At 28.9% G+C, this 23,059-nt stretch carries 29 protein-coding genes; 7 read left to right on the top strand and 22 right to left on the bottom strand.

Annotated elements, in window-relative coordinates; all coding sequences use genetic code 11:
- Positions 1-11: 11 nt before the first annotated feature.
- The 8 genes from EDC42_RS04000 to EDC42_RS03965 form a co-directional block, all read right to left on the bottom strand.
- Complete coding sequence (locus EDC42_RS04000) at positions 12-668, bottom strand: DUF4145 domain-containing protein (protein ID WP_069574437.1); 657 nt, start codon at positions 666-668, stop codon at positions 12-14.
- A gap of 102 nt (positions 669-770) precedes the next feature.
- A complete protein-coding gene (locus tag EDC42_RS03995; RefSeq protein WP_069574436.1) occupies positions 771-1,118 on the bottom strand; it encodes a hypothetical protein in 348 nt (115 codons plus the stop codon).
- Between the two features lie 27 nt (positions 1,119-1,145).
- Positions 1,146-2,924, bottom strand: coding sequence for a DUF4365 domain-containing protein (locus EDC42_RS03990; protein WP_069574434.1), 1,779 nt, complete (start codon positions 2,922-2,924; stop codon positions 1,146-1,148).
- Positions 2,925-3,056: 132 nt separating this feature from the next.
- On the bottom strand, positions 3,057-3,323 hold the full coding sequence (locus tag EDC42_RS03985) for a hypothetical protein (protein ID WP_069574432.1): 267 nt from the start codon (positions 3,321-3,323) through the stop codon (positions 3,057-3,059).
- Between the two features lie 224 nt (positions 3,324-3,547).
- The gene (locus EDC42_RS03980; protein WP_069574431.1) at positions 3,548-4,957 is read right to left on the bottom strand and encodes a phage terminase large subunit; all 1,410 of its coding nucleotides are present in this window, start codon (positions 4,955-4,957) and stop codon (positions 3,548-3,550) included.
- Complete coding sequence (locus EDC42_RS03975) at positions 4,947-5,759, bottom strand: COG3415 family protein (protein WP_069574428.1); 813 nt, start codon at positions 5,757-5,759, stop codon at positions 4,947-4,949. The genes EDC42_RS03980 and EDC42_RS03975 overlap by 11 nt, the downstream gene beginning before the upstream one ends.
- Before the next feature lie 10 nt (positions 5,760-5,769).
- Complete coding sequence (locus EDC42_RS03970; RefSeq protein WP_123833393.1) at positions 5,770-5,985, bottom strand: hypothetical protein; 216 nt, start codon at positions 5,983-5,985, stop codon at positions 5,770-5,772.
- A 168-nt stretch (positions 5,986-6,153) separates the two neighbouring features.
- On the bottom strand, positions 6,154-6,351 hold the full coding sequence (locus tag EDC42_RS03965) for a hypothetical protein (protein ID WP_069574422.1): 198 nt from the start codon (positions 6,349-6,351) through the stop codon (positions 6,154-6,156).
- A gap of 173 nt (positions 6,352-6,524) precedes the next feature.
- Here EDC42_RS03965 and EDC42_RS03960 point away from each other — a divergent pair, with 173 nt between their 5' ends.
- Entirely contained in the window at positions 6,525-7,313 is a 789-nt protein-coding gene (locus EDC42_RS03960) for a tetratricopeptide repeat protein (protein WP_069574421.1), read from the top strand.
- Between the two features lie 53 nt (positions 7,314-7,366).
- Here the strand turns inward: EDC42_RS03960 and EDC42_RS03955 are convergent, their stop codons facing one another.
- From EDC42_RS03955 to EDC42_RS09610, 8 genes are all read right to left on the bottom strand, one after another.
- Positions 7,367-7,993 (bottom strand): pseudomurein-binding repeat-containing protein, encoded by a 627-nt coding sequence (locus EDC42_RS03955; RefSeq protein WP_233144867.1) that lies wholly within the window; start codon positions 7,991-7,993, stop codon positions 7,367-7,369.
- A gap of 276 nt (positions 7,994-8,269) precedes the next feature.
- The gene (locus tag EDC42_RS03950) at positions 8,270-9,757 is read right to left on the bottom strand and encodes an FRG domain-containing protein (RefSeq protein WP_069574419.1); all 1,488 of its coding nucleotides are present in this window, start codon (positions 9,755-9,757) and stop codon (positions 8,270-8,272) included.
- Between the two features lie 25 nt (positions 9,758-9,782).
- Entirely contained in the window at positions 9,783-11,303 is a 1,521-nt protein-coding gene (locus EDC42_RS03945; RefSeq protein ID WP_123833392.1) for a hypothetical protein, read from the bottom strand.
- Complete coding sequence (locus EDC42_RS03940; protein ID WP_123833391.1) at positions 11,249-12,925, bottom strand: VPA1262 family N-terminal domain-containing protein; 1,677 nt, start codon at positions 12,923-12,925, stop codon at positions 11,249-11,251. The genes EDC42_RS03945 and EDC42_RS03940 overlap by 55 nt, the downstream gene beginning before the upstream one ends.
- Before the next feature lie 287 nt (positions 12,926-13,212).
- The gene (locus EDC42_RS03935) at positions 13,213-13,629 is read right to left on the bottom strand and encodes a hypothetical protein (RefSeq protein WP_069574866.1); all 417 of its coding nucleotides are present in this window, start codon (positions 13,627-13,629) and stop codon (positions 13,213-13,215) included.
- Positions 13,630-13,739: 110 nt separating this feature from the next.
- A complete protein-coding gene (locus tag EDC42_RS03930) occupies positions 13,740-14,666 on the bottom strand; it encodes a phage major capsid protein (RefSeq protein ID WP_233144885.1) in 927 nt (308 codons plus the stop codon).
- A gap of 12 nt (positions 14,667-14,678) precedes the next feature.
- Positions 14,679-15,617: a hypothetical protein gene (locus EDC42_RS09615; RefSeq protein ID WP_233144886.1), complete on the bottom strand. Its 939-nt coding sequence runs from the start codon at positions 15,615-15,617 to the stop codon at positions 14,679-14,681.
- A gap of 11 nt (positions 15,618-15,628) precedes the next feature.
- A complete protein-coding gene (locus tag EDC42_RS09610) occupies positions 15,629-16,123 on the bottom strand; it encodes a hypothetical protein (RefSeq protein ID WP_233144887.1) in 495 nt (164 codons plus the stop codon).
- Positions 16,124-16,345: 222 nt separating this feature from the next.
- Between EDC42_RS09610 and EDC42_RS03905 the strand changes: the two genes are divergently transcribed.
- Complete coding sequence (locus EDC42_RS03905; RefSeq protein ID WP_069574867.1) at positions 16,346-17,074, top strand: Eco47II family restriction endonuclease; 729 nt, start codon at positions 16,346-16,348, stop codon at positions 17,072-17,074.
- Here the strand turns inward: EDC42_RS03905 and EDC42_RS03900 are convergent.
- Positions 17,071-18,072 carry a DNA cytosine methyltransferase gene (locus tag EDC42_RS03900; RefSeq protein WP_069574868.1) on the bottom strand — a complete coding sequence of 334 codons (1,002 nt, stop codon included), beginning with the start codon at positions 18,070-18,072 and terminating at the stop codon, positions 17,071-17,073. The two genes, EDC42_RS03905 and EDC42_RS03900, sit on opposite strands and share 4 nt — an antisense overlap.
- 136 nt (positions 18,073-18,208) lie before the next feature.
- Between EDC42_RS03900 and EDC42_RS03895 the strand changes: the two genes are divergently transcribed.
- From EDC42_RS03895 to EDC42_RS03875, 5 genes are all read left to right on the top strand, one after another.
- Complete coding sequence (locus EDC42_RS03895) at positions 18,209-18,373, top strand: AbrB/MazE/SpoVT family DNA-binding domain-containing protein (RefSeq protein ID WP_123833390.1); 165 nt, start codon at positions 18,209-18,211, stop codon at positions 18,371-18,373.
- A 37-nt stretch (positions 18,374-18,410) separates the two neighbouring features.
- The gene (locus tag EDC42_RS03890) at positions 18,411-18,980 is read left to right on the top strand and encodes a hypothetical protein (RefSeq protein ID WP_069574869.1); all 570 of its coding nucleotides are present in this window, start codon (positions 18,411-18,413) and stop codon (positions 18,978-18,980) included.
- Positions 18,981-19,007: 27 nt separating this feature from the next.
- Entirely contained in the window at positions 19,008-20,000 is a 993-nt protein-coding gene (locus EDC42_RS03885; protein WP_069574870.1) for a hypothetical protein, read from the top strand.
- A 495-nt stretch (positions 20,001-20,495) separates the two neighbouring features.
- Positions 20,496-20,984, top strand: coding sequence for a helix-turn-helix domain-containing protein (locus EDC42_RS03880; protein ID WP_069574872.1), 489 nt, complete (start codon positions 20,496-20,498; stop codon positions 20,982-20,984).
- 203 nt (positions 20,985-21,187) lie between these two features.
- Complete coding sequence (locus EDC42_RS03875) at positions 21,188-21,787, top strand: transposase (RefSeq protein WP_170151646.1); 600 nt, start codon at positions 21,188-21,190, stop codon at positions 21,785-21,787.
- Between the two features lie 11 nt (positions 21,788-21,798).
- On the opposite strand, the gene EDC42_RS03870 is transcribed toward EDC42_RS03875, so the two are convergent.
- Genes EDC42_RS03870 through EDC42_RS09445 form a run of 5 tightly spaced genes read right to left on the bottom strand, consistent with a single transcriptional unit; the run spans position 21,799 to position 23,019 of the window.
- Complete coding sequence (locus tag EDC42_RS03870; protein WP_069574874.1) at positions 21,799-22,149, bottom strand: hypothetical protein; 351 nt, start codon at positions 22,147-22,149, stop codon at positions 21,799-21,801.
- Entirely contained in the window at positions 22,136-22,405 is a 270-nt protein-coding gene (locus EDC42_RS03865; RefSeq protein WP_069574875.1) for a hypothetical protein, read from the bottom strand. The genes EDC42_RS03870 and EDC42_RS03865 overlap by 14 nt, the downstream gene beginning before the upstream one ends.
- Positions 22,406-22,429: 24 nt before the next feature.
- Complete coding sequence (locus EDC42_RS03860; RefSeq protein ID WP_069574876.1) at positions 22,430-22,681, bottom strand: hypothetical protein; 252 nt, start codon at positions 22,679-22,681, stop codon at positions 22,430-22,432.
- Positions 22,682-22,831 carry a hypothetical protein gene (locus EDC42_RS09450; protein ID WP_156064490.1) on the bottom strand — a complete coding sequence of 50 codons (150 nt, stop codon included), beginning with the start codon at positions 22,829-22,831 and terminating at the stop codon, positions 22,682-22,684.
- Complete coding sequence (locus EDC42_RS09445) at positions 22,828-23,019, bottom strand: hypothetical protein (RefSeq protein ID WP_069574877.1); 192 nt, start codon at positions 23,017-23,019, stop codon at positions 22,828-22,830. The genes EDC42_RS09450 and EDC42_RS09445 overlap by 4 nt, the downstream gene beginning before the upstream one ends.
- Positions 23,020-23,059 lie beyond the last annotated feature (40 nt).

Genomic DNA, 23,059 nt, shown 5'->3' with positions numbered 1-23,059 from the left:
TCATTCAAATTTTATTTATCTCTTCTTTTAATTGCTTCAATATTTATTTGAGGAAGACCTTCAAATATTCCATCAATTTCTTTTTTTGAGCTAATTTGATTGTCAACAATGTAATTGATTAAACGAAATAATGAAATTGCTGTTTGAACATCATCTTTCAAGTCTAATTCTCCAGGATGAACAGCATTGTTTCCAATGACTCTAACTGAATCGAATGCTTTTTGAACTTCACTGGAAATTCCTTTTTTAACTAAATTTCCAATATCTTCATTTAAATTTTTTCCCGACTCTCCTAAGTGAGGCATTAATTTCTGTAATGCTAATCTTAAAAGTGCACAAGCCCCTCTTGGTGAATCATTGACAATATTTCTTGCTTCAATATAATCTTCTTTAACATCATTAGGCATATCATCATTAGGTAATGGTGCGATTGATGATTTTGGATAAATTAATTGTTCATCATGCCAAAATGAGATTTCGCCGCAATGGTCGCATTTTGATGTGGACCAACCCCTGACTCCTAATTGGTCATATATGGGATCTGCAGGATGCTCACCGTTAGAATTAAATATCATTAAACGATATCTCCACTTTTGATGAGCATAAACTTCGCAGTATGGGCAATTAAATGCGTCTTTTTTAAATTCAGGTCCAACATATCCTTTCATATTCGATCCTCCATATTATTATAATTTCCAATAACTTTTAAAGCTTCTCTTAATCTATATTATCAATTGATATTATAAACTGTATTTGTTTGTATTAATTAATTATAAAAATGTATCCTCACATTTTTTGATATATTCCGTAACATCGGTGTTGATTTCTGGAATAAAGTTATTTTTTTGCATCCAAATACCAATTTTTTCATAGCAACCTTTTTTAAGCTCGAATATCAAAATAGGGATTGAATATATTTTTGAATTTTCATATCCAATTTTAATTATATTTTCTTTCTCATCATACTCTGCTTTTAATTTATGATTATTGAAATTATTTATTAAAATACCAATAATTTCATCAAAATCATCATAACCGATATCTAGGTATGGAGATAATATTTTCCCGATTGCTTCTAGTTTATTTTTGGTTTCTGCATTAATTTCAATATTTGTCATAAAAATTTCCCCTAGTATTTTTTATTATTAAATGAATGGATTTTTATCTAATATTTCTTTAAATTTCTTTGATTTTACATAAGATAATTTGTCAGGATTCCATTTAAAGTCCTGTTTAATTTTATGTTCACATTCTTTACAATATTTATTATAAAATTCTTCATAAGTATTATCTAAATTCCTATTTGTAATAATTCCTCCATGTTCACAATAAATTGTTTTGAGTCCATCAGAAGCCAATCCGAAAAATTTAGCATATTGTCCACCATGACCATAATGTAGCTCAAGGTGTTTGCAATTGTCCAGTACTCTTTTTGGATTAAGATCTCTAACTGCACATCTTAAAACCATTGCTTCATCAGTCTCATCAACATCAATATCGATTTTTTCAATAATTAATATCAATGTTTTAAATAAATCATGAATTTCTTCATCCGACATTTCACTAATGTCTTTTTGCCTATTCAATGGTTTGGATAATTTTTCTTTTAATGATTCTGCTCTTTTGAGGTGATATTGTGACTTATTTTCTTTTGCAAAATTAATATATTCATCAACAGTTTCATTATACTGTTTATCTCCAATCAAATACAAGTATGTGGTTTCAAATGATAATAAATCATACCTAAAAATATCAAATTCGGATGTAAAATTAATTAAATCTCTAAAAATAGAAAGTAATTGATCCATTTGGTTAAATAATGCTTTTTTTGTATTATCATCAGTTGATGTAAAAACAGCTTCTATATGATGTAGTTGCATTCCAATCAGCATTCTCAATAACTCTAAAAATATAAACAAGTCTTTATCATCCAGTGTTTCAATCAAATTTTTACAAAAATCTGCATATAATTTATGGAGTATTTCAAAAATTTCTTTTATACCTTCAGTAGTTTCGGGGTCAACAACAAAGGATAATATTGTTTTTCCTAGATTAGATATTTTTTGGGTTACTAACAAATCTCGAAGTTGACTTTGTAAAATAAAACAAAGTTTCTCTAATCTGAGACCATAAAAATAATGTTCTAGATATTTAATGTTATTTTTTTTAGATAATGTTTCTCCTTCTTTAATGTATTCAAATAATTTTTCTGCTTCAATTTTATTTTGACAATCAAGAAACGGTGTTAATCCAATAATTGAGTTTAAATGGGCTAATACATAATCATTATCATCTTTTGTTTTATCATAAACTGATCGGAAGTGTTTTTTTGCATTTTGAGGATTATTTTGGTTATGAATAAATTCAAATCCAACTTTTGTCTCAGCATTAAATATCTCTGAATATTGCTTTTTTAAATCCTTAGATTTCTCTAAAGGATTGTCAATAATATTTTTCACTTTCCATATAAGTTCCTGTGTGGGTGTTCCATTTACTAGAATGTTACAATATTGAGAACCTTTCTCTGCTGTTTGTTCTATAATTTTGGGATTTGAAAAATCATTTTCAATTGGAATATATAATGTAACAGTTTCTTGCGAATGCCAATTTGGTTTTTCAACATTTAACTCTTCATTAATGTATTTCTGAACAAATAACCAACAATATTCTTCATTAATTGTATCTACAACAACTAAAAACACGGGCATGTCAACTTTACTGTAGTAATATTTCAAATAATCCGTGCGAATTGAGAATTTCACATGTTTTTCATCTTTTTTATAATCTTCAGTACCTTTTAGTTGGATTATAAATGAGATTTTTGTGGCTTCATCAGTATCTTTATCAAAAACTTTCACGAAATAATCATTACCATAATCTTCACTAGGCTCAGCAAGAGACCAATTTTTAGGAGCATTTTTCATAAGTATGGCTTTTGCTGATGCATCAATCTATGTTGTTTTGTTCGTTTCAATTTTTCCCTCGTATACTTTTTTATAAGCTGAATCCATTACTAAATCTAATTCTTTATCATAATAGCATTTATTAGAATAGTCTCATAAGTTGTTCATTAAAATCCAAACAGGTTGGGAGTATTTCTCATCAAGGATAGATTTTAAGGCCAAATCACAAATCCACATGAAGGCTCTTGCAGTATGGGCGATGCCATTTTTTGAGTTAATTTTCTCTGGAAAGGAAATCACAACACCATCTATTTCATCTATGTTTTGGGAAATTATTTCATCCAGTGAATTGAAGAGTTCCTCATCTTCTTCTTGGTTTTCATCGTTGATTTTGCTGATTTCTGCGCTCCTATCAGTCATGACTTATTTTATTGCCGTTCCGCCAACATCTATCCCAGATATCTTCACTGCACATAATGCCCACAAAAGTGTTTTTGATACTGTTTTTATTCATTCCAGTATTAATGGTTATTGATATCACCATAAAGTTTTAGGACGTATCTTTTGAATAGCAACATGCAAAAGATTATTTACTAACTTTTCTTATGCATCTTAGTATTAAAAACATTCAAATCAAACTATTATCATGTGGAATACCATTTATCCACATTAACTCTTTGTGATTGTTTTTCTGCAACTATTTTTTCATATCCTCCAGTAAATGCCACCACACAGTCATCATGAATGGCTTCATTTGGATAAGCAGTAATTTTTTCCAGAAATTCCATGGCCCATTTTTTCGTAAACCCTGTTCTATCCTTCCCAACCAGAAATATTCCGTTCTTCTGAATATCTGCTGAAACTCTTCTTGCACGGTCAACTTTATTTTCTCTTGAGTTACCAGTACCTGTAGTGAATCCTCTTCTGTTAAGCTCATCTATGATTAATAATCCGAAGTTTTTACCTGTGCTTCCATCGAGTTCAATATACTGTACATCTGACTTGTCACGTGCTGCAGTGTTCAGTATTTCATTGATCAAGTTTCTTGACTCAAGCTGAAATTCATATGAATCCCAAATGTAGATATTACCGTTTAGATCTTTAGCTAATAAAACACCAGCAGTATAATCCGGATCACTTCCTCTCAATTTGTCATCGTTCAATACTTCTGTAGTTGCAAGATCCCAGTATCTGATGACTCTAACGATTGGTATTTTCAGGCATTCATCTTGAGAGATTATGTGGAAGTCTGATTCATCAAATAACTGGCCTTTGACTGAGGCATACCAGTTACCGTTCATTAATTGCTCTCTTGTTACTCTATCTAATCCCATAAGATATTCTTCATAGTCGTTTCTGTCTAGATAGATGTTGTCCAAGTAGCTGGATGAAATGAATCTTATTTGTGATTTATCCTGAATGTCAGTGTCTATTTTTTCTATGAATCTTTCACGCACCCATTTGTTTCCACGCTTACCCGGATTGCTTGATGCCATCAGTTGTGTTGGAAGCTTATTGTCTTTGGTCTTACGAACTCTTGACCTCATATAGATATATTTAAACCTCTCCAACTGTGTCAGCTCATCAATTCCTATGAACTGGTATTCGGAACCCTGATATGTATCAAGGTCATTAATGTTACGTAAATATCCGAAAGTTAATGAATTTCCATTGGGAAATGTCCATGAGTGTTCGGTTCCATCCCACTTCGGTTTGATACTTGCATTATTTTGAATTTCCTTTCGATTTAACCATTGACTTGCCTTGTGAATTAAAGCTCCTTTACGCTTCAAGTCAGATAATGTACGTCTCAGGATGAGGGCATGGTATTCATTCATGTCATCCTGAACATAGAACAATGCCCTCATCAAAAGACTTGTTGATTTGGAATCTCCTGCAGCACCACCAATCAGGACTTCCTTTTCTCTAGCTAAAATCATTTCGGCCTGCTTTGGAAATGGAGAGAATGGAATATATGGATTCTCATACACACATTTCTGAAGAATAACTTTATCCCTAGCATCCAAATAGAATTCGTTGTTCTCATTGTACATTGTTATCATCAATTTGTTTTGCAAGGATTTCTATTTCATTCATGATGTCTTTTTGTGAGATTTCAATCTTTTTGTCTTCCAGTTCAAGAACTCTATTTTTAAATAGCCTATCCATTTCATCCTTGAACAGCCTGTTTTTAGCTTCAAATGCTTTAACTGATAATTCCAAGTATCTTATTTTTAATTCTGTTAAATCAATCAGGTATCTTGCCAGACTTTTTTCGTTGGCATTGTATCTTACTTCCTGGTCGAGCTTTGCAAAGTCAATTTCAATACCCACAGCATTTTTGGTAATCTTGTCAAGATTGTCAAGACCCGTTTTGATATCAGTAACCTGTTGCTGAAGTATTGTATCAATAGCTAAGTCGATATTGTCTGTGTGAACTTCATTGTCTATAATTTGGCCTTGAGTGATTGCCCTATTTGTTAATGAATCTTTATCTCTTGCCCTTGGGTCTTTTTCTTTATCTGTTATGTGATATTTCTTTTTGAATCTTGAGAATGTGGATCTGCTCACTTCGATTTCATGTTCCTCTTCCAGCCATCGCCTGACATTTGCATCTGTTGCACCAGATGTCTTCATGACCATTATCTCATCCAACAATGTTTCCAGGAAATCACTCTTTGTTAGATTTAAACCCGCCTTGAATTTTCTATAAGTAATATCTGCTACATCACGACCATATTTTGTTTTTAATAGTTCAATGACTTCATTGTTGCTCATTCCCTTCTTGCAGCAGTTTATTATTTCCTGTTCATGCTGTTCTAAAAAATATATGATATCTGAATTTCCTCGACCCATAGGTTCCCTCCTATAAAACTCTTAACTCTCTTTCAAGTTCCAGTTTCCTTGCTTCGATTAAACTGTATTCAGTTTGTTTCATGATTCTTTCAAAATCAGGATTGGTGTTTATTAGTACAATTGTCTCTTCAGCATTTCCCATAGCTATCAGTTTTGCTCCCAGTTCATATGCGTCCTTGTGGGTGAAGGTTGAATCTTCGACAATCTTTTTGAGTGTAATATCCACTCTTGCGCTGATGTTGGTTTTTTCAAGTAACATAATACATATATTTATTATGTTTTATATATAATATTTTATTATAAAAAAAATATAAAAGTAATAATAAATATTACTTTTGCTTATGAAAAATAGTTTTCTTTTAAGAGTTATATACGAGAGATATATTTTTTGAAGTTATTCTCCGTCATCCATTTCGTCAAGTTCCTTTTGAAGATCGTGGATTTGCATTTCTTTATAGAATCTTTCGAACTTGCCTACTTCAATGAGATAAGATGAAACTTCAAGAGCATCTCTAAAGGTATAGTTGGACTCTTTGATAATTTGCTTTTTGTCTTCATCCATGTAGGATGATGTATTATTTATATTGGCCATAGCTATTACAACCTGTATATAATAATTAATATAATATTTTATTATTTTAATTATATAAAATTATCCTGTGCTATGTTTCCAACATGATATTGATGATAAACTGAATTTATTTGAATAGTTAAAATAAAAATAACTATTAATTAGTTGCTATAAATGATATTTTAAGTGATAGTATGGGAGCATTTGAAGATTATAGAAAACGAATAAGAAAAGAGATTCCTGACTCTACAGAATATTTCAATTATTTTTTTAATAATGATTATGACAATGCTATTAAAGTTGTTAAAAGAGATATGGACAAATACAATCAAAAATATGGCATCGTCCCATTGGAATTAGAAAGAAGATTGGAAGACGCAAAAATGATGAAATATAGTAATATTTATTATAAAAATAACGAAAAAGCTGAAGAATTAGAAAAAGAAGGAAAAATTGATGAAGCAATTGAAGTTTTAGAATCAAATATTCTTATTCATACGGACACACCATTCACATATTACCATCTATCCTCAATATATCAAGATAGAAATGAAATTGACAATAGTATCAGAGTATTGAAGCATGGAATTAAAAACTGTAGGAAGATACCTAATAAATCTCATGTTAATAGTCTTAAACGAGATTTAGAAAAAGCAAAAAAAATTAAAAAGGAAACAAAATCTCAAAGATTGCCTTCTGCAAATGAAGAACATAAACAACGTGATAAAGAAGCGGATGACTTATTAAAACAAGGAAAACAAGATGAAGCTATTAAATTATATGAAATAAATCTAAATGAAAGGACAATTAGTAATAATTCCTATTCTAAACTGTTTAAAATATACTTTGATTCAGAGAAATATGATGATGCCCAACGAGTTTGTGAACAAGCTATTGAAATTTATAAACCAATAAATGCGGCAAAAGTAAGTCAATATCGACAATACCTATCAAAAGTTTACAATAAAAAAGAAGATTTGTAATTGTTATAAAATCATACATGACTATTAAAAAAGAAAAAGAGTTAACATTAACGTTAACTGCTATATAAATCTGTGAATATCCAGGAAGGATCATATGCTATGAGGTAACCATCTTCACACCAGATTGATTTAACATTTCCTGAAGTGGTATCCGCAACTGCAGCAGGATCACGGTTAATCCAGTTTCCTCCAGTATGTTTTTTATGTTTTAATCTTAATTTTATATGGCCAGTTCCACTTACACGGCATTTGACATGGACAAATTGTACATCATATCCTAATGATTTCGCTATACGATAATATACTTGTCCCCAGTCTACACAATTTGAACCTTTACCCAGACTAGCATCATTGATTGTTTTCTTGTCTGTTTTTTGTGAATCGAAGTATTTACTATATAATTTCATCTTTGATATAATAGCTAATGCTTCATCGATTGTATTTCCTTTGAAGTTGAATACATTGATAAATAGCTTCATTGTGGAATCTTTGTAATCTGGAAGTGTTGACATTCTATATACAATAGCCGGAAGTCTTTTATTTGCTCTGATATATGCTTCTGTCCTTATGGCCATATCTACATATTCGGCTTTATCAATTTGTTCTCCGTTCTTTAATGTTACATAGTTTGGAAGGAAATCTAAAGATGTATTATCTTTGATTAAAGCCATTGTATACATTGATACTAGTTTATCGTTTCCTAATTTCTTCGCTTTCTTTTCTATATCGCTACAACTACCTTTTAACGTTAATATTTGGTAATGGTCACGTTTCTTATACTTCTTTTTATTTTGGAGTAGCCAGTATGCTATGGAATTCATAGCTTGGCAAAAACTTGTCCAACTAATATTATTATTTTTATTATCTGACATATTATATTATTTATATATAATAACTATTATATTTTTGTAATAAAATTGCAACCCAAAAGTTCTGAGAAAAATTTAAATTGTTTTTTAATTAAAATTCAATAAAAATTTTAAATCTTCATTATCCTCAACAAAACAAAAATCATTCTCCAATTCAAAGTCACACAATTTAATTGAATGCTTAAAAATATTTAAATCATTAATTCTAATTGCAAATGATTCATCATTACCTTTAAAACACTCATCAAATTTATCTTCAGATAAACCTGAATGTTCCCCAAACTGTTCCCATAACACATTTAGTGAATCTTTAATTATTTCATTTCCTCTAAAATAACCTACAACATCATTATTATGGTAAATAAAGATTTTATCAATTTCTTCTTTAAAATCCAAGTTTACAAATACATAAAGTTGATTTTTATTTATAATTTCATTTAAATTCCAGTCCACGGACAATAATATGCTCTTTTTAATATGTTCATCATTATTTTTTAATATCTCATTTAACTTTACTCTATTAATTACTGATTCACAAACTCCTTTATATCCGGGAAATAAATATTCTTCAGAATAACCCTCCAAATATAATTCATTTAAAATATTTTGTTTAATTTCTTTAGGAATAATAAATTTATAGAAAATCGTATCATTTTTAGATATATCATCCGGAATTGTCCTAATTTTAGATTCATAAAGATTATCCCACGGCATTTGGTCAAGAGTTTTATTTAATTCATCAGAAATTATTTTGTTTAATGGTTTGTCATAATCTCCAACATATCTTTCTAAAAAAGTAAATAATCCTTTTTGAGCATTTAAATTAGGATTTGTATTATATTCCGGCCTATGAATATGTAAATTAACATAATATTCCTCATTAAAATTATGGTTTTCAATTAATTTATAATTTAAGGCCCACAATACTCCATCAGAAGACAAATTAGATTCAATTACATCTTTTACAGCAAAATATAATGAAACTTTATAATCATAAGACCAATCTAGAGCTTTAGTCGGCAAACCATAATGTTGAGCCAAGGATATAGTTTCTAAAATATCAAAATCCAACCAATACTCTTCTAATCGTTTTGAAGAATAATTATGAATCAACTCTCTTAAAAATCCTTCTGATTTAACTTTCAAACCAGATTTATCTGCACAATTAAAAAATTTTAATAGAAGATAATTTTCTCTTTCTCTTTGCAAATCACATTCTAAAACTTTATAATCAGATTTCACATCATGAATCAGATTCCCATATTTATCTACTCCAATTATAACTTCACCATCATTTATTGATTCAGAATATTCTAAATTAAACATTTTGGCATCATTTTCATCAATTGAAACTTTAAATATGTGATCAGATTCAATTAATTCATTAATTTCAAGTTGATTTAACTTATTTCTTCTTAAAGCAGAAGGAATTAATTCATATTCGATGTTTGATAATCCCCAAAATATAAAATCTTCACGAAGGTCCATTTTATTCTTTTCATGTTTTCCTTTTATAATACATGCCAGTTCATCATAACTTTCAATTATAATTGTATTAATGCCCTCTTTAAACATAATATACTCCCTTAAAAAATATTAATTACTGAATTTTCATCATATTATAATCTTTTTTAAAATCAATAATCGATTTTTTCGCTTTATCTCTTAACAAAACTTCAATTAAATACTTATTTTTAAAGAAATTCTCATAGCATCCCAATATCTCTATATTATTAATATTCCTTTTTTTATAAATTGAACTTAACAAATATAATTTCGTATAATAAACATGTATCCTATTTTTATAATTTGTAAAATTAGATGACCATGTTGAATTAATTTTTTCAAGAAAATTAAAATTCAATTTCATTTCTTCAACCAACATATCATCATCATAAAATTGATTATAATATTCTAAAATAAATGAATTAAAATCACTGCATAATAAATCCCATCCATTCTCATCATCATCAATCAAAGAATTTAAATTCAAATCCCAATTTTTATAAACTAATTTTAAAACTAATTTAAAATTATCCGATTTTTTATCGAGGTTTATTAAAATATTTTCCCTAAGATTAATTAGATGATTATTTGCTCCAAAATTTAAGTCAAATTCATTAACAATTAATTCAACTTCCCATTTATTAATTCCAGACAATAATAAACCAATTGATCTATTAAATAACTTTTTATGTTTGAATAATCTGATAATTTTTCTAAATAAATTTTCATTTAACTCCAAAATATCAAGTAGAATATCCTTAATAAACACAATATTATCATCTATTAATTCATTAGAATCTATACTTTTTTTCAAAAATGTGAATAATAAATCAATATTAGAAATATCGTTTTCATAATAACACTCTAATATTTCAGATATATCTAATTCTTTACAAAAAAGTACTGCCATGATTAAATTATTTACATCAAACATATTTCTTAAAAAGAAATCATAATTTATTTTTTTAATAAGTATCAGCATACTAGTTAATAATTTTGGACAATAAATTTTAAAATTATAAAAAATGAATGGATCTTTACTAATATTTAATAACTTTAATGATGAATGCATAATGTCATCTTTTTTCAAGGACTTAAATAAAACATTTTTTAAAAGTGGTGATAAGTTATTATCATTAGGTTTAGGAAAAACTTGAATTTGATTAAATAACTCATTAATTTTTTCTTCCATCTTAATCATATTTAGTTCATAGTTAAAATGATTTATCAAATAATCAACATCAACATTCAAATAAGAATTTAGATACGAGAAAAAAATAAAATATTTCAAATCAATTTGATCCATAGCTCTTTTAAATAATAAAATATCACTTTTTACAATACTTATGACATCATCAGTTGTTTTAATATCAATATTATAAAATAAAACAGATATAATCTCATCAATTTGAGACATGATTTTTTGAACACCAATATTTTCATAATGTAATGGGTCTTCAAAATACATTAATTCATCAAAGGAAAAGTCATGCAAACTTTCAAATAATAATATTAATTCTTCATTAACCAAAATCATATTAAATTCATCAAAATTATCAATTATTCCTTTGAATTCCAAATCAGACACTCCTCTTTTTGTTCTAATATCCCCCATAACTTATCAAAAACATCAGCCACATGTTGCGGATGTGAAACCTCTTGCAATATATGGAAATGTTTACCAAAAGCATTTAATGAAGTTCCTAATGAAAATACTATGGGTTCAAGTAATTTTTCATCATCTCCAGGAAAAATTAAAAATCTATCATGAAATGGTTGACCATATCTATCAAATTGAGCCCTAAATACTAAATTTAATCCACATGAATTAATAATTTTCTCATCCAACTCCTTTTTATAATCTTCAATACATTCAAGATTAGATTTTTTTTCTTTTTCTATTTTTTCATTTAAAACATTTTTAAAATTTTGAACTATATTTTGATTTGGAAGTTGCTCTAACATTTCTTTCATTATCAATAATTCATTAAATGAATTTTTTAAAGAAGTAATTGCTTTTATTGGCGCATCATAGAATTTCAAATGGACTACTGTTCTTATTAAATCATTCGGTTCCAAATAAGGATCAATTATATTCACACCATTTTTACCATATTCATTAATTAATGTTTTTATATCTTCTAATGCGTTCTCATTTTGCATATATGTGTTAAATTTAAGATTATCTTCCAGTTCTTTTAAATTCTTTTTATACATTGCATCATTTCTATAATTTAAATAACTAATATCATCACTTAATTTAGGGTTTGACATGATAGTTACTTCAGATTCTCCATTATCCTCAATAAATTTTCTTTCACACTCACTCATACTCAATGAAACTCTGAATTTTTCAAAATATTTACTATTCATTTCATATAGCAATATTTTTAAATCATTATTCCATATTTTTAAAACATAATTTTTTCCAGAAGGCAATATGTTAATTTTTTGATGATTTTCTTTATTATATTCCTCAAAAATATCAAATAGATAATTATTATCAACTTTTGAATATATATTAATCAAACAATTAGGTTTAACTTCATTAATTAAATTATTATGCCAATAAAAATCAATACCAAGTATATTCTTATTCTTATTTGTGTGAACATTTAAAATAGTTATTGGTAATTGAAAAATATAATTTCCCAAACAATCAGTACAAGACAACAAATCAATTGGAACAACTTCCCCAATCATCTTTGAAATCTTTTTTAACCTTCCCGATTTATTTAAACCAAATAATAATTCAAAATCTTTTTCTTCATCAAAAAACTCAAATATATAAGAACCACTATGGAAATTATTTTTAAGTATCTTATTAAATCTAATGTCTTCATTTGTTGTGATGAATTGCTGAGGCAATAATTTTAAAGGATTATCATTAAAAATATATTTCTTTAATGAACTTGTTTTTGAAACACCCTGATTTAAACAATTGAAAAGTTCAATACTTTCTTCAATAGATAAATAAAATCTTTTAATACATAATTTATACTTAGAATTTATTTTATTCTTCTTGCCAGTCAAAAAAATTTCATTCCTACCTTGAAAATTTTCTTCATCAAAAATAAATAAAGTTAATAAATTAGATTCCTCTTCATGATTATCTTTGTAAAAAGAAATTTGAGTAACTTCACAACGTTTATAGTATCCTAAAACTGAAGGCTTTAAAAATTCTTTTATACCCAACATAAAATCATCTCCACCTACATCAATATTTATGAACTTCATTATTTAAAAAAATTCATGAACAGAATTAGAACTTAAACATATATTATAAATAATTAACATAAAATATGAATCTAAAAAGAATTTATAGATAATTTATTATTGCTACAAATAATATAGAATATTTGAAATTAATTATTTAAACTTAAAATGCATTTAAGGAAAATCAATTCTAGACAAATAATTAACAAATCTTTGAGAAACTCTCTCGCGATATAATTCATTTAAAGAACCAACATATGATTCTTCAAAAATAAAATAAAAAAAGAGAGATTTAAAAATTAAAATAGTTATCGGACACACCCAACCCTAAATTTATCAATGCACCGATTATGAATCCACTCACGATGTTTGCCGATAGCTACCCTGATGATTACTTTGATTATATCAACTTCATCTTCTTTTTTGAAGTAGTAATAAGCTGGTCCTTCCAGCATCTGCCTTAAGTCATAGAATGGTCTTGGCTTGACTGCATCAGGATGCATCAACCCGTAATTCTTGAGTAGCTTAACGTTTTCTGTTTCGTATTTCTCCAGTTTGGATTTTAGGACTTTAGTAACTACTGTCTTTTCCTTTTTGTCAAAAATCTTGGCTATCTGGGATGAATCAATCAGTATACTGGATTCAATCAACAGCAATGTTATTTCTTTTCCCTTGACTGTTATTGTTGTTGGATGTGAATTTTCAGTATCTAATATCAGTTTCATTTTATAGCCTCCAGTATATAATATGGCGATTATTGCATATAAAAACGGAGCAGAAGAAATTAGTGAAGCTATTGAAACTTCACTAATATTTTAGGAGATAAAATATGGTTCTATGCTCTGAAATTACCTTTGATGATTCTGTTAGGTGCATTCATTAATACTCCAACGCTTGACAGGATGAAGAGTTTGGTGTACATCGGCAGCTCATCCCTGATGTCCTTTCTCATGAATTCAATCAATGGATAGAAATCATACATCTCACCGTCAGGTCCTAACGGAGCAACGGTAGTTCCGGTAGTTCTGGAGTATAATAATTTCATTCCTGGGTTGATGTAGTCCATACCGATATAGGTCTTGTCACCCATCTCGGAACCGCCATCGCATACTGCTGTTCCTAAGATATCGATGTTGTCAACACCGTAATAGCTTTTGATAAGTTCTACCGGTTCGACCTGTCTGTTGCTTGAGAATATGTCTGATTTCAGGGTTGTCAAAGATTTGTAGCTTACGGCCATGCTGTTTAAGTTGGCATAGCTACCTGCTGATTCCTTGAATTTCTCCTGAGCTTTGAGGATGGTCATACCAGTGTCATCGCCACTTTCGAAGTTGTAGGTAGCTACTTTAGATGAATTCATAATCATGTCAATGGCTGCCTTTTCAATGCTTCTGCCTATAAGGATTCCCACATCCTGCAGCATGTCATTAACGGAGATTAAATTGGAATCAAGCATTTGAGCGGAAACGTTTAAAACTCCACCGATAGTGTCGATACTGATAGTTTCACTGATTGGTTTTCTGACGTTCAGTTCCTGTAAAGTAGCGCCAGGAGCAATGTCTTTGGCTTCACCAAGAACGCCTGACTGAATAGCTTCCTCAATATTGACTCTTTGAGACATGTAAGTGTAATACTGTGAGTTCTCTTCAATTTCCTGCTTTGGCAATAATCTTGTGAATTTCATCCACTTTGCAGAAGTATCGGCCACAATCTGTGCCATCACTTCATTTTGTACTTTTGCATCATTTCCTTTGGTTAACATTAACAATCCTCCTTATGGCCTGCAAGTACCTTTCAGGGCAAGTCCTGGTTTATTCAGCAATATTCCGACTTTACTTTGTATGAATAATTTTGTATATTGAGGTAACTCATCGTAAATGTCTTTACGCATGATTTCAATGATGGGATAGAAATCTGCAATGTTCTCATCACTTGTAATAGGTGCAACTGTAGTTCCTGAAGATTTGGAATACAATACAGTTAATGGTGCATTTCTTAAATCGAAACCAATGTACTGTTTTTCACCTATTAGAGATCCGCCGTCAGCCTGTGTAGTTCCTAAAAGATCAATGTTATCAATACCATAGTATTCCTTAATGTCTTCTACAGGCTGAACCAATTTGTTTGAGGAGTAAGCCAACTGTTTAACGTATGATAATGTTTTGTAAGACTCTGCCATTATTGTTAAATCTGCTCCAGCTCCAGCATTGCCTTTGAATGCTTCCTGTGCTTTGATGACAAAGTTACCGAAAGCATCCATTGTATCATCTGTTTGAGTTGTGTTATATTGTGGAACGTTCGGTGAGCTTATTAATGTATCGTAAATGTTGTATTCAATACGGTTAGCAATAACGGTAGCCACATCGCCTAATAAATCCTCAAATGAAACGATATCTGAGTCGAAAACATCCTTATTGACATTCAAGACTCCACCAACAGTATCAATACTGATTGTGTCGGTTACAGGTTTTCTGATGTTCAATTCTTGCAATGATGCACCGGGAGCAATGTCTTTTGCTTCTCCAAGCAAACCTTTTTTGATAGCTTCATCGAGATTGATGTTCTGTCTGAAGTATGTGTAGTAATCTGAGTTCTCTTTGATTTCTTGTTTAGGAAACAATCTAGCTAACTTCAATCTTTTTGCAGTTTCATCAGTAATGGTTTGAGCTATTACCTCATTTTGAACTTTTGTATCATTTCCTTTTGTAATCATTAATTATCACCTTAAGTTGAACCTGTAGTTCCGATGTCATATGGTCTGAACACTTCGATGTATTTGTAATCATCTGAGCTAGTTACAGGATGCATTGCAATATATTCTCCCTCATCTGATTTGATAGCACCTGTACTGGTTAAAGCTATTCTGTTATTAACAGCAATGTTTGAAATTCCAGATGCTAATTTTAATCTGAATAAATGACCCAATACGAGAATAGCTGTTTTTCTTTTACCTCCGGTCATTGTAACCGGATCGTTTACTGCAATGCCTAAGATGATTTCTCCTTCCGCACCAGTGAATTTCTTGACTGTTGGTTTTCCGATGTCTGAATTGACTGATAATGTAACTACATCATCGACTTTTATTTTTGTTCCTGCGTATTCGTAACCTGGAGTTTCACCTGTAGGAGTTGTAACTGTAGTTGCGGTGATTGTACCTTCATCCAGAAGGAAGGTTGTGACTTCTTTTCTCTCTTCAAGTAAAATTATAGAATCTGCCATAAATGTCCTCCACTTAATTTATTATATAATTTATTACTTATAATATATAAAGATTTATATATAATAGCTACTTTTTTTAAAATTTAGTGGAAGTTAGAATTTAACCATTTCCAAAACACGATTTGGATTACATCAATATTTGGGTACTTATCGTACAATAACGAAAATGCTTTAAAACAAAATAAACATAACATGATGTAATAATTACTTTGGGTGCAAATTATGAATAAATATGTAACTTTTGTTTCAGATGAAATATTTCTAGAAGAAGTAAAAAAAGTTGTAGATGCCTATGCAACGGATGAAGATTTATCAAAAACACCTTGGGAAGTTTTAAGCAATAGTAGAGAAACTATTGACCAATTTAAAACATTATTTGATATTTATTCAAATAGATTCAGCTTAAGTGAATGGATTAATTTTGAAATTCCAAGACAACATGATAAAACTGCAAGTAATCGTGTTGGTGATTTCCACCAGAATCTTTTAGGTCGTGTTGATGGTTGGGTAAATCTTGGAAGAGGTCATCCATCCGGAATGGACTTGAAAAAAGAAGATGATACAATATGGATTGAATTAAAAAATAAATACAATACAATGAATTCAAGTTCTTTAAGAGATACTCGATTCAAATGTGAAGAATTAGCTGAAAAATATCCAAATGCTAAAATATATTGGGCGTATATAGTTTCACAAAATTATGAATCATTTGATAAAACTTGGGTGTATAGAGACAATAAAGAAAATGTTGTACATGAAATAAATGATAATATTAGAAATATTGCTGGAAAAGATGTTTATACATTAGTCACTGGAGATGAAACTGCTTTTGAACAATTATTTGATGCACTTCCAAATGCAATAAATGATATTAAAAAGAGTAAACATATTTTAACTCCAAAAGACCAAGTAGTATTTGAAAAGTACAAACAACTAATATTTAAAGACTAAAATAAAGTTGTTTGACCTTCTTTTCTTTTATTTTCGCCATTTAATGCTTTGATAACTTCTTTTCCTACTGCTTCAGCAACTTTAACTGGTACTGCATTTCCAATTTGTTTGTATTTAGAAGTTATTCCGCCTTCAAATTCCCAGTCATCGGGGAATGATTGTATTCTTGCATACTCTCTTACTGTGAATGGTCTTACTTCTTCTGGATGGCATCTTTCTGTTTGTTTTTGACATGGTGAAGTGGTTAATGTTAAACATGGTTCATCCCATGAGATTCTTCTTGCCATACCTCGTTTTCCACCACCAGAATAGAAGCTTTTACCCATATATTCTTTTTGAACATCTTCTGGAAGATCAACCCAACATCCTCCAGGTGGAACTAACTCAAGTACTTCTTTTTTCTTATCAGAGTATTCAGTTCCTTCTGATTCCGGAACATCTTTAAGGGCATCACGAAGCACAGGATTACCTTTAACTTTTTTAGGATAATTGAATATTATTCCTTTTTTAGTTCCTACAAGAAACATTCTTTTTCTTTTTTGTGCTACACCATAGTCAACTGCATTTAGGACTTTATATTGAACATCATAACCTAATTCATTTTCCAATACATTCACTATTGTTTCCATTGTTCGCCCTTTATCATGCCTTACTAAACCTTCTACATTTTCTATTATGCACATTTTTGGATTAGTTTCTTTAATGCATCTTGCATAATCAAAGAATAATGTTCCTCTTGTATCATCAAATCCTAATTTTTTACCAGCGTAAGAAAATGGTTGACAAGGCAGTCCTGCTACAACTATATCTGGATGGTACTGTGTGAAATCAACTTCTTTTATATCTGCATGAAGTACATTCCAATCAGGTCTATTTTTATTAAGTGTTGCCACACAATCTTTATCAATTTCAACAAGCACCTCATGTTCTAAACCTGCTTTTTCAAATCCAAGTGCTAACCCGCCTGCACCGGCACATAATTCTATAACTTTTATCATAATTACCACTTTTATGCAAATTATATTTCTGTATTATCTAGTATATAATATCTACCCAATGATATTTAAGTGTTACTTTTTTAACTATTAAAATAAATCAAAAGTGTTATTTAATATAAAAAATATATAAATAAATATGAAAATTAATGAAGAAACAAAAGTTAGAAACCAAGGTGAGATTTCACTCATAACAACAATCCCTAAAACATATGTTAAAGCTTTGAATATTAAATCCGGGGACATATTAGAATGGATTCTAGATACTGAAAAAGAAACATTAGAATTAAAAATAATTAAATAAGGAAATTATAGGTTGAAAAATAGTTAATGTGAAAAATATGGATTTAAATTTTATTTCAATTATTTTAGATATAATTCTAACAATCGTTACGGGATTCATGGCATTCGCAACATATAAAATGGCACGTTCAACAAATGAATCTGTTGAAGAAATGAAAAAAACACGTGTTGAGGCTAATTCTGCTGAGGTAATAATGTATTTTAAAGTAGAAAATAATAGAATGTATTTAATTGTTGAAAATATAGGAAATACAGTTGCTAAAGATATATCTATTGAAGTTGAACCTGAATTAAAAGATTCACATAATAAAGATTATGAACATTTAAAGGAAATTTCATTCTTACCTCCAAATTATCAAATTAAAGCTTTCTTTGATATGGGATTTAATTACTTAAAAAATGAAGATAATCCAGTTAAATATAAATTCATTATAACATTTACAAATATCTATAATACTAAAATAACAAGAGAATATATCAGTGATTTGAGCTATATCAAAAGTGTTTCTTATTTAACATCAGAATCCGATTCCATAGAAATGTCTTTAACTAAAATTAAAGATGAACTAAAAAATACAAATGATTACTTAAAAAAACTTAATAACTGATATATTATGGAACCAAGGAGAAAAAATATGATTGAAGGGCATTATACTCAAAAATTAACAAATGGAGAATGTCCATATGAGCTTGTTTATTTTGAAGTAGATTTATTAAGAAATATTATTGATAACCCAAGGTATGTTATCAGCAATAATTCTTTTAAATATAATATAAGCATCACAGAAAAATATGATAATGATGAAACACTTGATGAGAAATTTAAATTTATTTTGGATAATGTGGGTCTTGGATTTGATGAAAACAATGAAAGAATTTTTGCAGTACTTTTAAAAGAACTGTCTGAATTACACCCTGAAATGCAAAAAAGATTCAGTGTTTATGAAGTTAAAAAGAAAAGTTATGTTGATCCATCATACATAAAATCTATGAATGATGGAGAATGGCCCGATCCCTCTGTTTTTAGTGCAATATTATATCAAATAGAACAACTTAACAATTTATGTTCAGATAATGAAATTAAATTATTTAAATCCAATTATAAGAAAAAACCCCCAATTGAATTTAATATATTAGTATTATCTACTAAAAAAGAATATGATAATTTTATTAAAATATTTGACATAATGCTTTCAGATAACATCAACAAAAAATTCTTTGAAGGGAAATTAGATTTAATTGAATTTACTAATAAAGACGGTACAAAAAAGAAAGATAAAGGAACCATAACTTTATTTAAAGAATGGTTGGGTGAAATTGGAGTATCTCCAGCCACCATCAAAAAAACAATAAAGATTATTAATAAAGTAAGAAGTGAAAGATCTAAACCTTCACATAACATTAGAGATAATGAATTTGATATAAAATATCTTCAAAAGCAAAATAAAATTGTATTAGAAGTTTATAATACATTTAGATTACTAATTGATGAATTATCTAGAATAAATCAAATTAAAGTCAAACATTCAAAATGGTATGTTGAAAATAGAATAGCCATACAATCATTAGATGAGATTAAAAATGAAGATAATGAGAATTATCAATTAAAGATTTGTCAATCCAAATGAATTATAAATCTTTTATTCTTTTTAATAATAAAACTATTAAATTGTAAATAAATTTAGGCACTAACTTTAATATTTGCCAGACATAATAAATTTTTTCTTTGAAAATTAAGCTTAAGAAAAATAAAAAAGCAATTCCTCCAATGAAAAGTATTACATCTTTAAAATTGGAATAATAAATCAATAATTGGGAACAAAGAGTAACTATTGCAATTAATATTACTGAATATTGTATATTATCACTTCTCCGATTATTTTGATGATTTTTTTCAATATCCAATAACTCATTTGATAATTTGATTAACTCTCCCCATTCTAATTCTTCATAACAGTAATTCAATATATGGTTGATTTCACCAAAATTAGATACATATGTTGTTTTAAACAATCTTTGAAAATTAATTAACTCTTTTTGTAATTTAATTGCCTCATCATATTTCCCATTATAGTTCTAGACACTGAAAATTATAAATACTATTAGGTATAATAAATATTATTATGTCTAATCAAAAATTAATTAAGGAGTATTTAGGAATTATTTCTGAGATACAAGCTGAAATAAAGAAGTTAGAAAATGATACTAGGGTTTTAAATAAATTATATGTTATTCTAGACGTTTTACATGATGAACCAATACCATATATTGTGGAAAAGCATGGAATCAGTCAAGGAACAGTATATAATTGGATAAGGGAATGGAATGAAGGTGGAATGGAAGGATTAAAAAGAAAAAAAGGCTCCAAAGGTCAATCAAAACTAACTGATGAACAATTGATATTATTAGATGAAATAATACAAGAAGAAAATTTGCAAACTGCAAGAGAAGTAAAAGATAAAATTGAAAAAGAATTTGAAGTAAAATACAGTATTAGAAGTATAGAACGGATAATGAAAAAATTAGGATATTCTTACACCAAACCATATAAAATTTATGCCAAAATGCCCGCTGATGCCGAAGAACAGTTAAAAAAAACACTCGACATCTAGATTTAGAAAATTTCACTGTCGTATTTCTGGATCAAACATATTGTCAAAATCAGGACAATAGTCAAAGAACATACCATAAAAAAGGCACAAAAAACATCAAAGAACAACCAACAGAACGAATTTCAATAAATGGACTTGGTATTCAAGCAATTAATGGAAATTCATTTCTATCATTTTTAGATAACACTAAAACCTTTGAAATGATGAAATTTATGATCACCATCACCATCAATAATATCGAAAACAAAGAATTAAAATCAAAATTAAAAAAAATAATCAATAATGATGAATTACTCCTAGAAAACATATTAAATACAATAAATAAAGAAAAGAACTATAATAAATTATTATTAACATTTAAAAACTTGTCTGAAAAAAATAATACAATTAAAAAATTATACGAAAGACTTGAAAAAAATCCGCTCAGTTTTAAAACAAAAAGTAAATCAGTTCTCGAAAATCTTCAAAAAGGAATGTTATTAGCATTTTTCTCAGATAATGAACTAAAACATGAATTAATCCTAGAAAAACCAATAGCAGTTATTTTAGACAATTACAGCGTCCACCATGCAATATTTTTCACAGAATTATGCAAAATTTTAAATATGGATTTAATTCATTTACCTCCATATTCCCCAAAATACAATCCAATAGAACAAGTATGGAGAACAATCAAAGCTAAAATTTCTAGAAAATACATTTCAAGCATTGCACAATTAAAATACCTATTTAAGACCGAATTTAAAAAAGTAGTTGATAATTCAAGTTTTTGGAAAAACTGGGAGGAAAACTTCCTGCAATAGTTTTATAATTTTCAGCGTTGATTACTATAGTCTTTTCCAAAATCAAAGATAACAGACTCATCTGTTCTTGTTCTCTTCTTGAAATACCATCCTAAAGCAATGTCGGTTTCACATTCCAATAGCTTAACAAGAGCATCCTTTTGAACACTAACATCTGAATCTACCATCAGCACATAGTCAAAGTCATGTTTGATTGCAAGTTTTGCTATTTCGTTTCTTGCACGTGCACAATCATAACCTTTCACATAATCGAAATAAAGATTAAAATCCTTAGGATTTGTCAGCCCATAGATGCTTTTGAAGCATTGCGGTTTTATATTTTCAAATGTCGGAACTGCAATTAGAATCTTACCTTTCTCCATCCACATTACCTTCCAGTTTTTCTATTCGCTCTTCCAGTTCATCCAAATTAATCTTGTCTTCACGCTCACATCTATACTCATACAAATCGATTAGGCCAACAATAACAATAGCTAATGTAAACGGCAATAATCCTTCAATTAAAGCATACTTTGTTGCATTGGTCATTATGATGTTGATGGCTACAGCTGTTAAAACGGCACTTGAAATTGTTTTGGTAAAGTTGCATATGAATATCTTCTTTTTTATTTTGTTCATGATAACAATATCCTCCAAAGAATCTTATTTTTCTTCAGGGAATCCCAATACTCTTTTAGCTTTTTGTTTGGCGTCTTCAACATCTCCTTCGCCTCTTATCCTGCTTGCGTAATGACTGGCTATTCCTAAGATTATCATGAGAATGCAGTAAGGAATTGTATTTTCAGTAATTCCTAATGCTTCTGAATAGAGCATGACAATTGGAATAGCTGTAACAAGAAATGAAGTTAAAATGTCAATGTCCTTTCTGTTTGCTTCCAGGAATTCGTAAATCATTTAAATTTCCTCCTCTTTGTATGTGTGGCTGATGATTACTCCATCAACAAGAATCTTCTCTTCACTTTGATATACCTCTTCAGCATTTTCTTCTACTTTCATCCAGGATTCGTACTCTTCGATTGTTTCAAAGTATTTTATGTATTTCATTGTGCCTCCCAAGTAATTGAGTAATATAATATTCCATTTTCGATTTTAAATTCAATAATGAGTTTTACAGCGTAAGGATAGCCACTATCAACATATCTAGTGCCGTTCCAGTAAAACCAGTGGCCTGTTGATTGGTCAATGTACGGGCCTTTGTTTTCTAGAGTTCCTACCAGTTTCCTTATGGTCATGTTATAAACCTCATTATGATATTATATTTTTTATTATATA

This window comes from Methanobrevibacter gottschalkii DSM 11977 (genome assembly GCF_003814835.1).
In the GTDB taxonomy this organism is placed as follows: domain Archaea; phylum Methanobacteriota; class Methanobacteria; order Methanobacteriales; family Methanobacteriaceae; genus Methanocatella; species Methanocatella gottschalkii.
The sequence above is the reverse complement of the archived record's forward strand: the minus strand, read 5'-3'. Positions and strand labels throughout refer to the sequence as shown.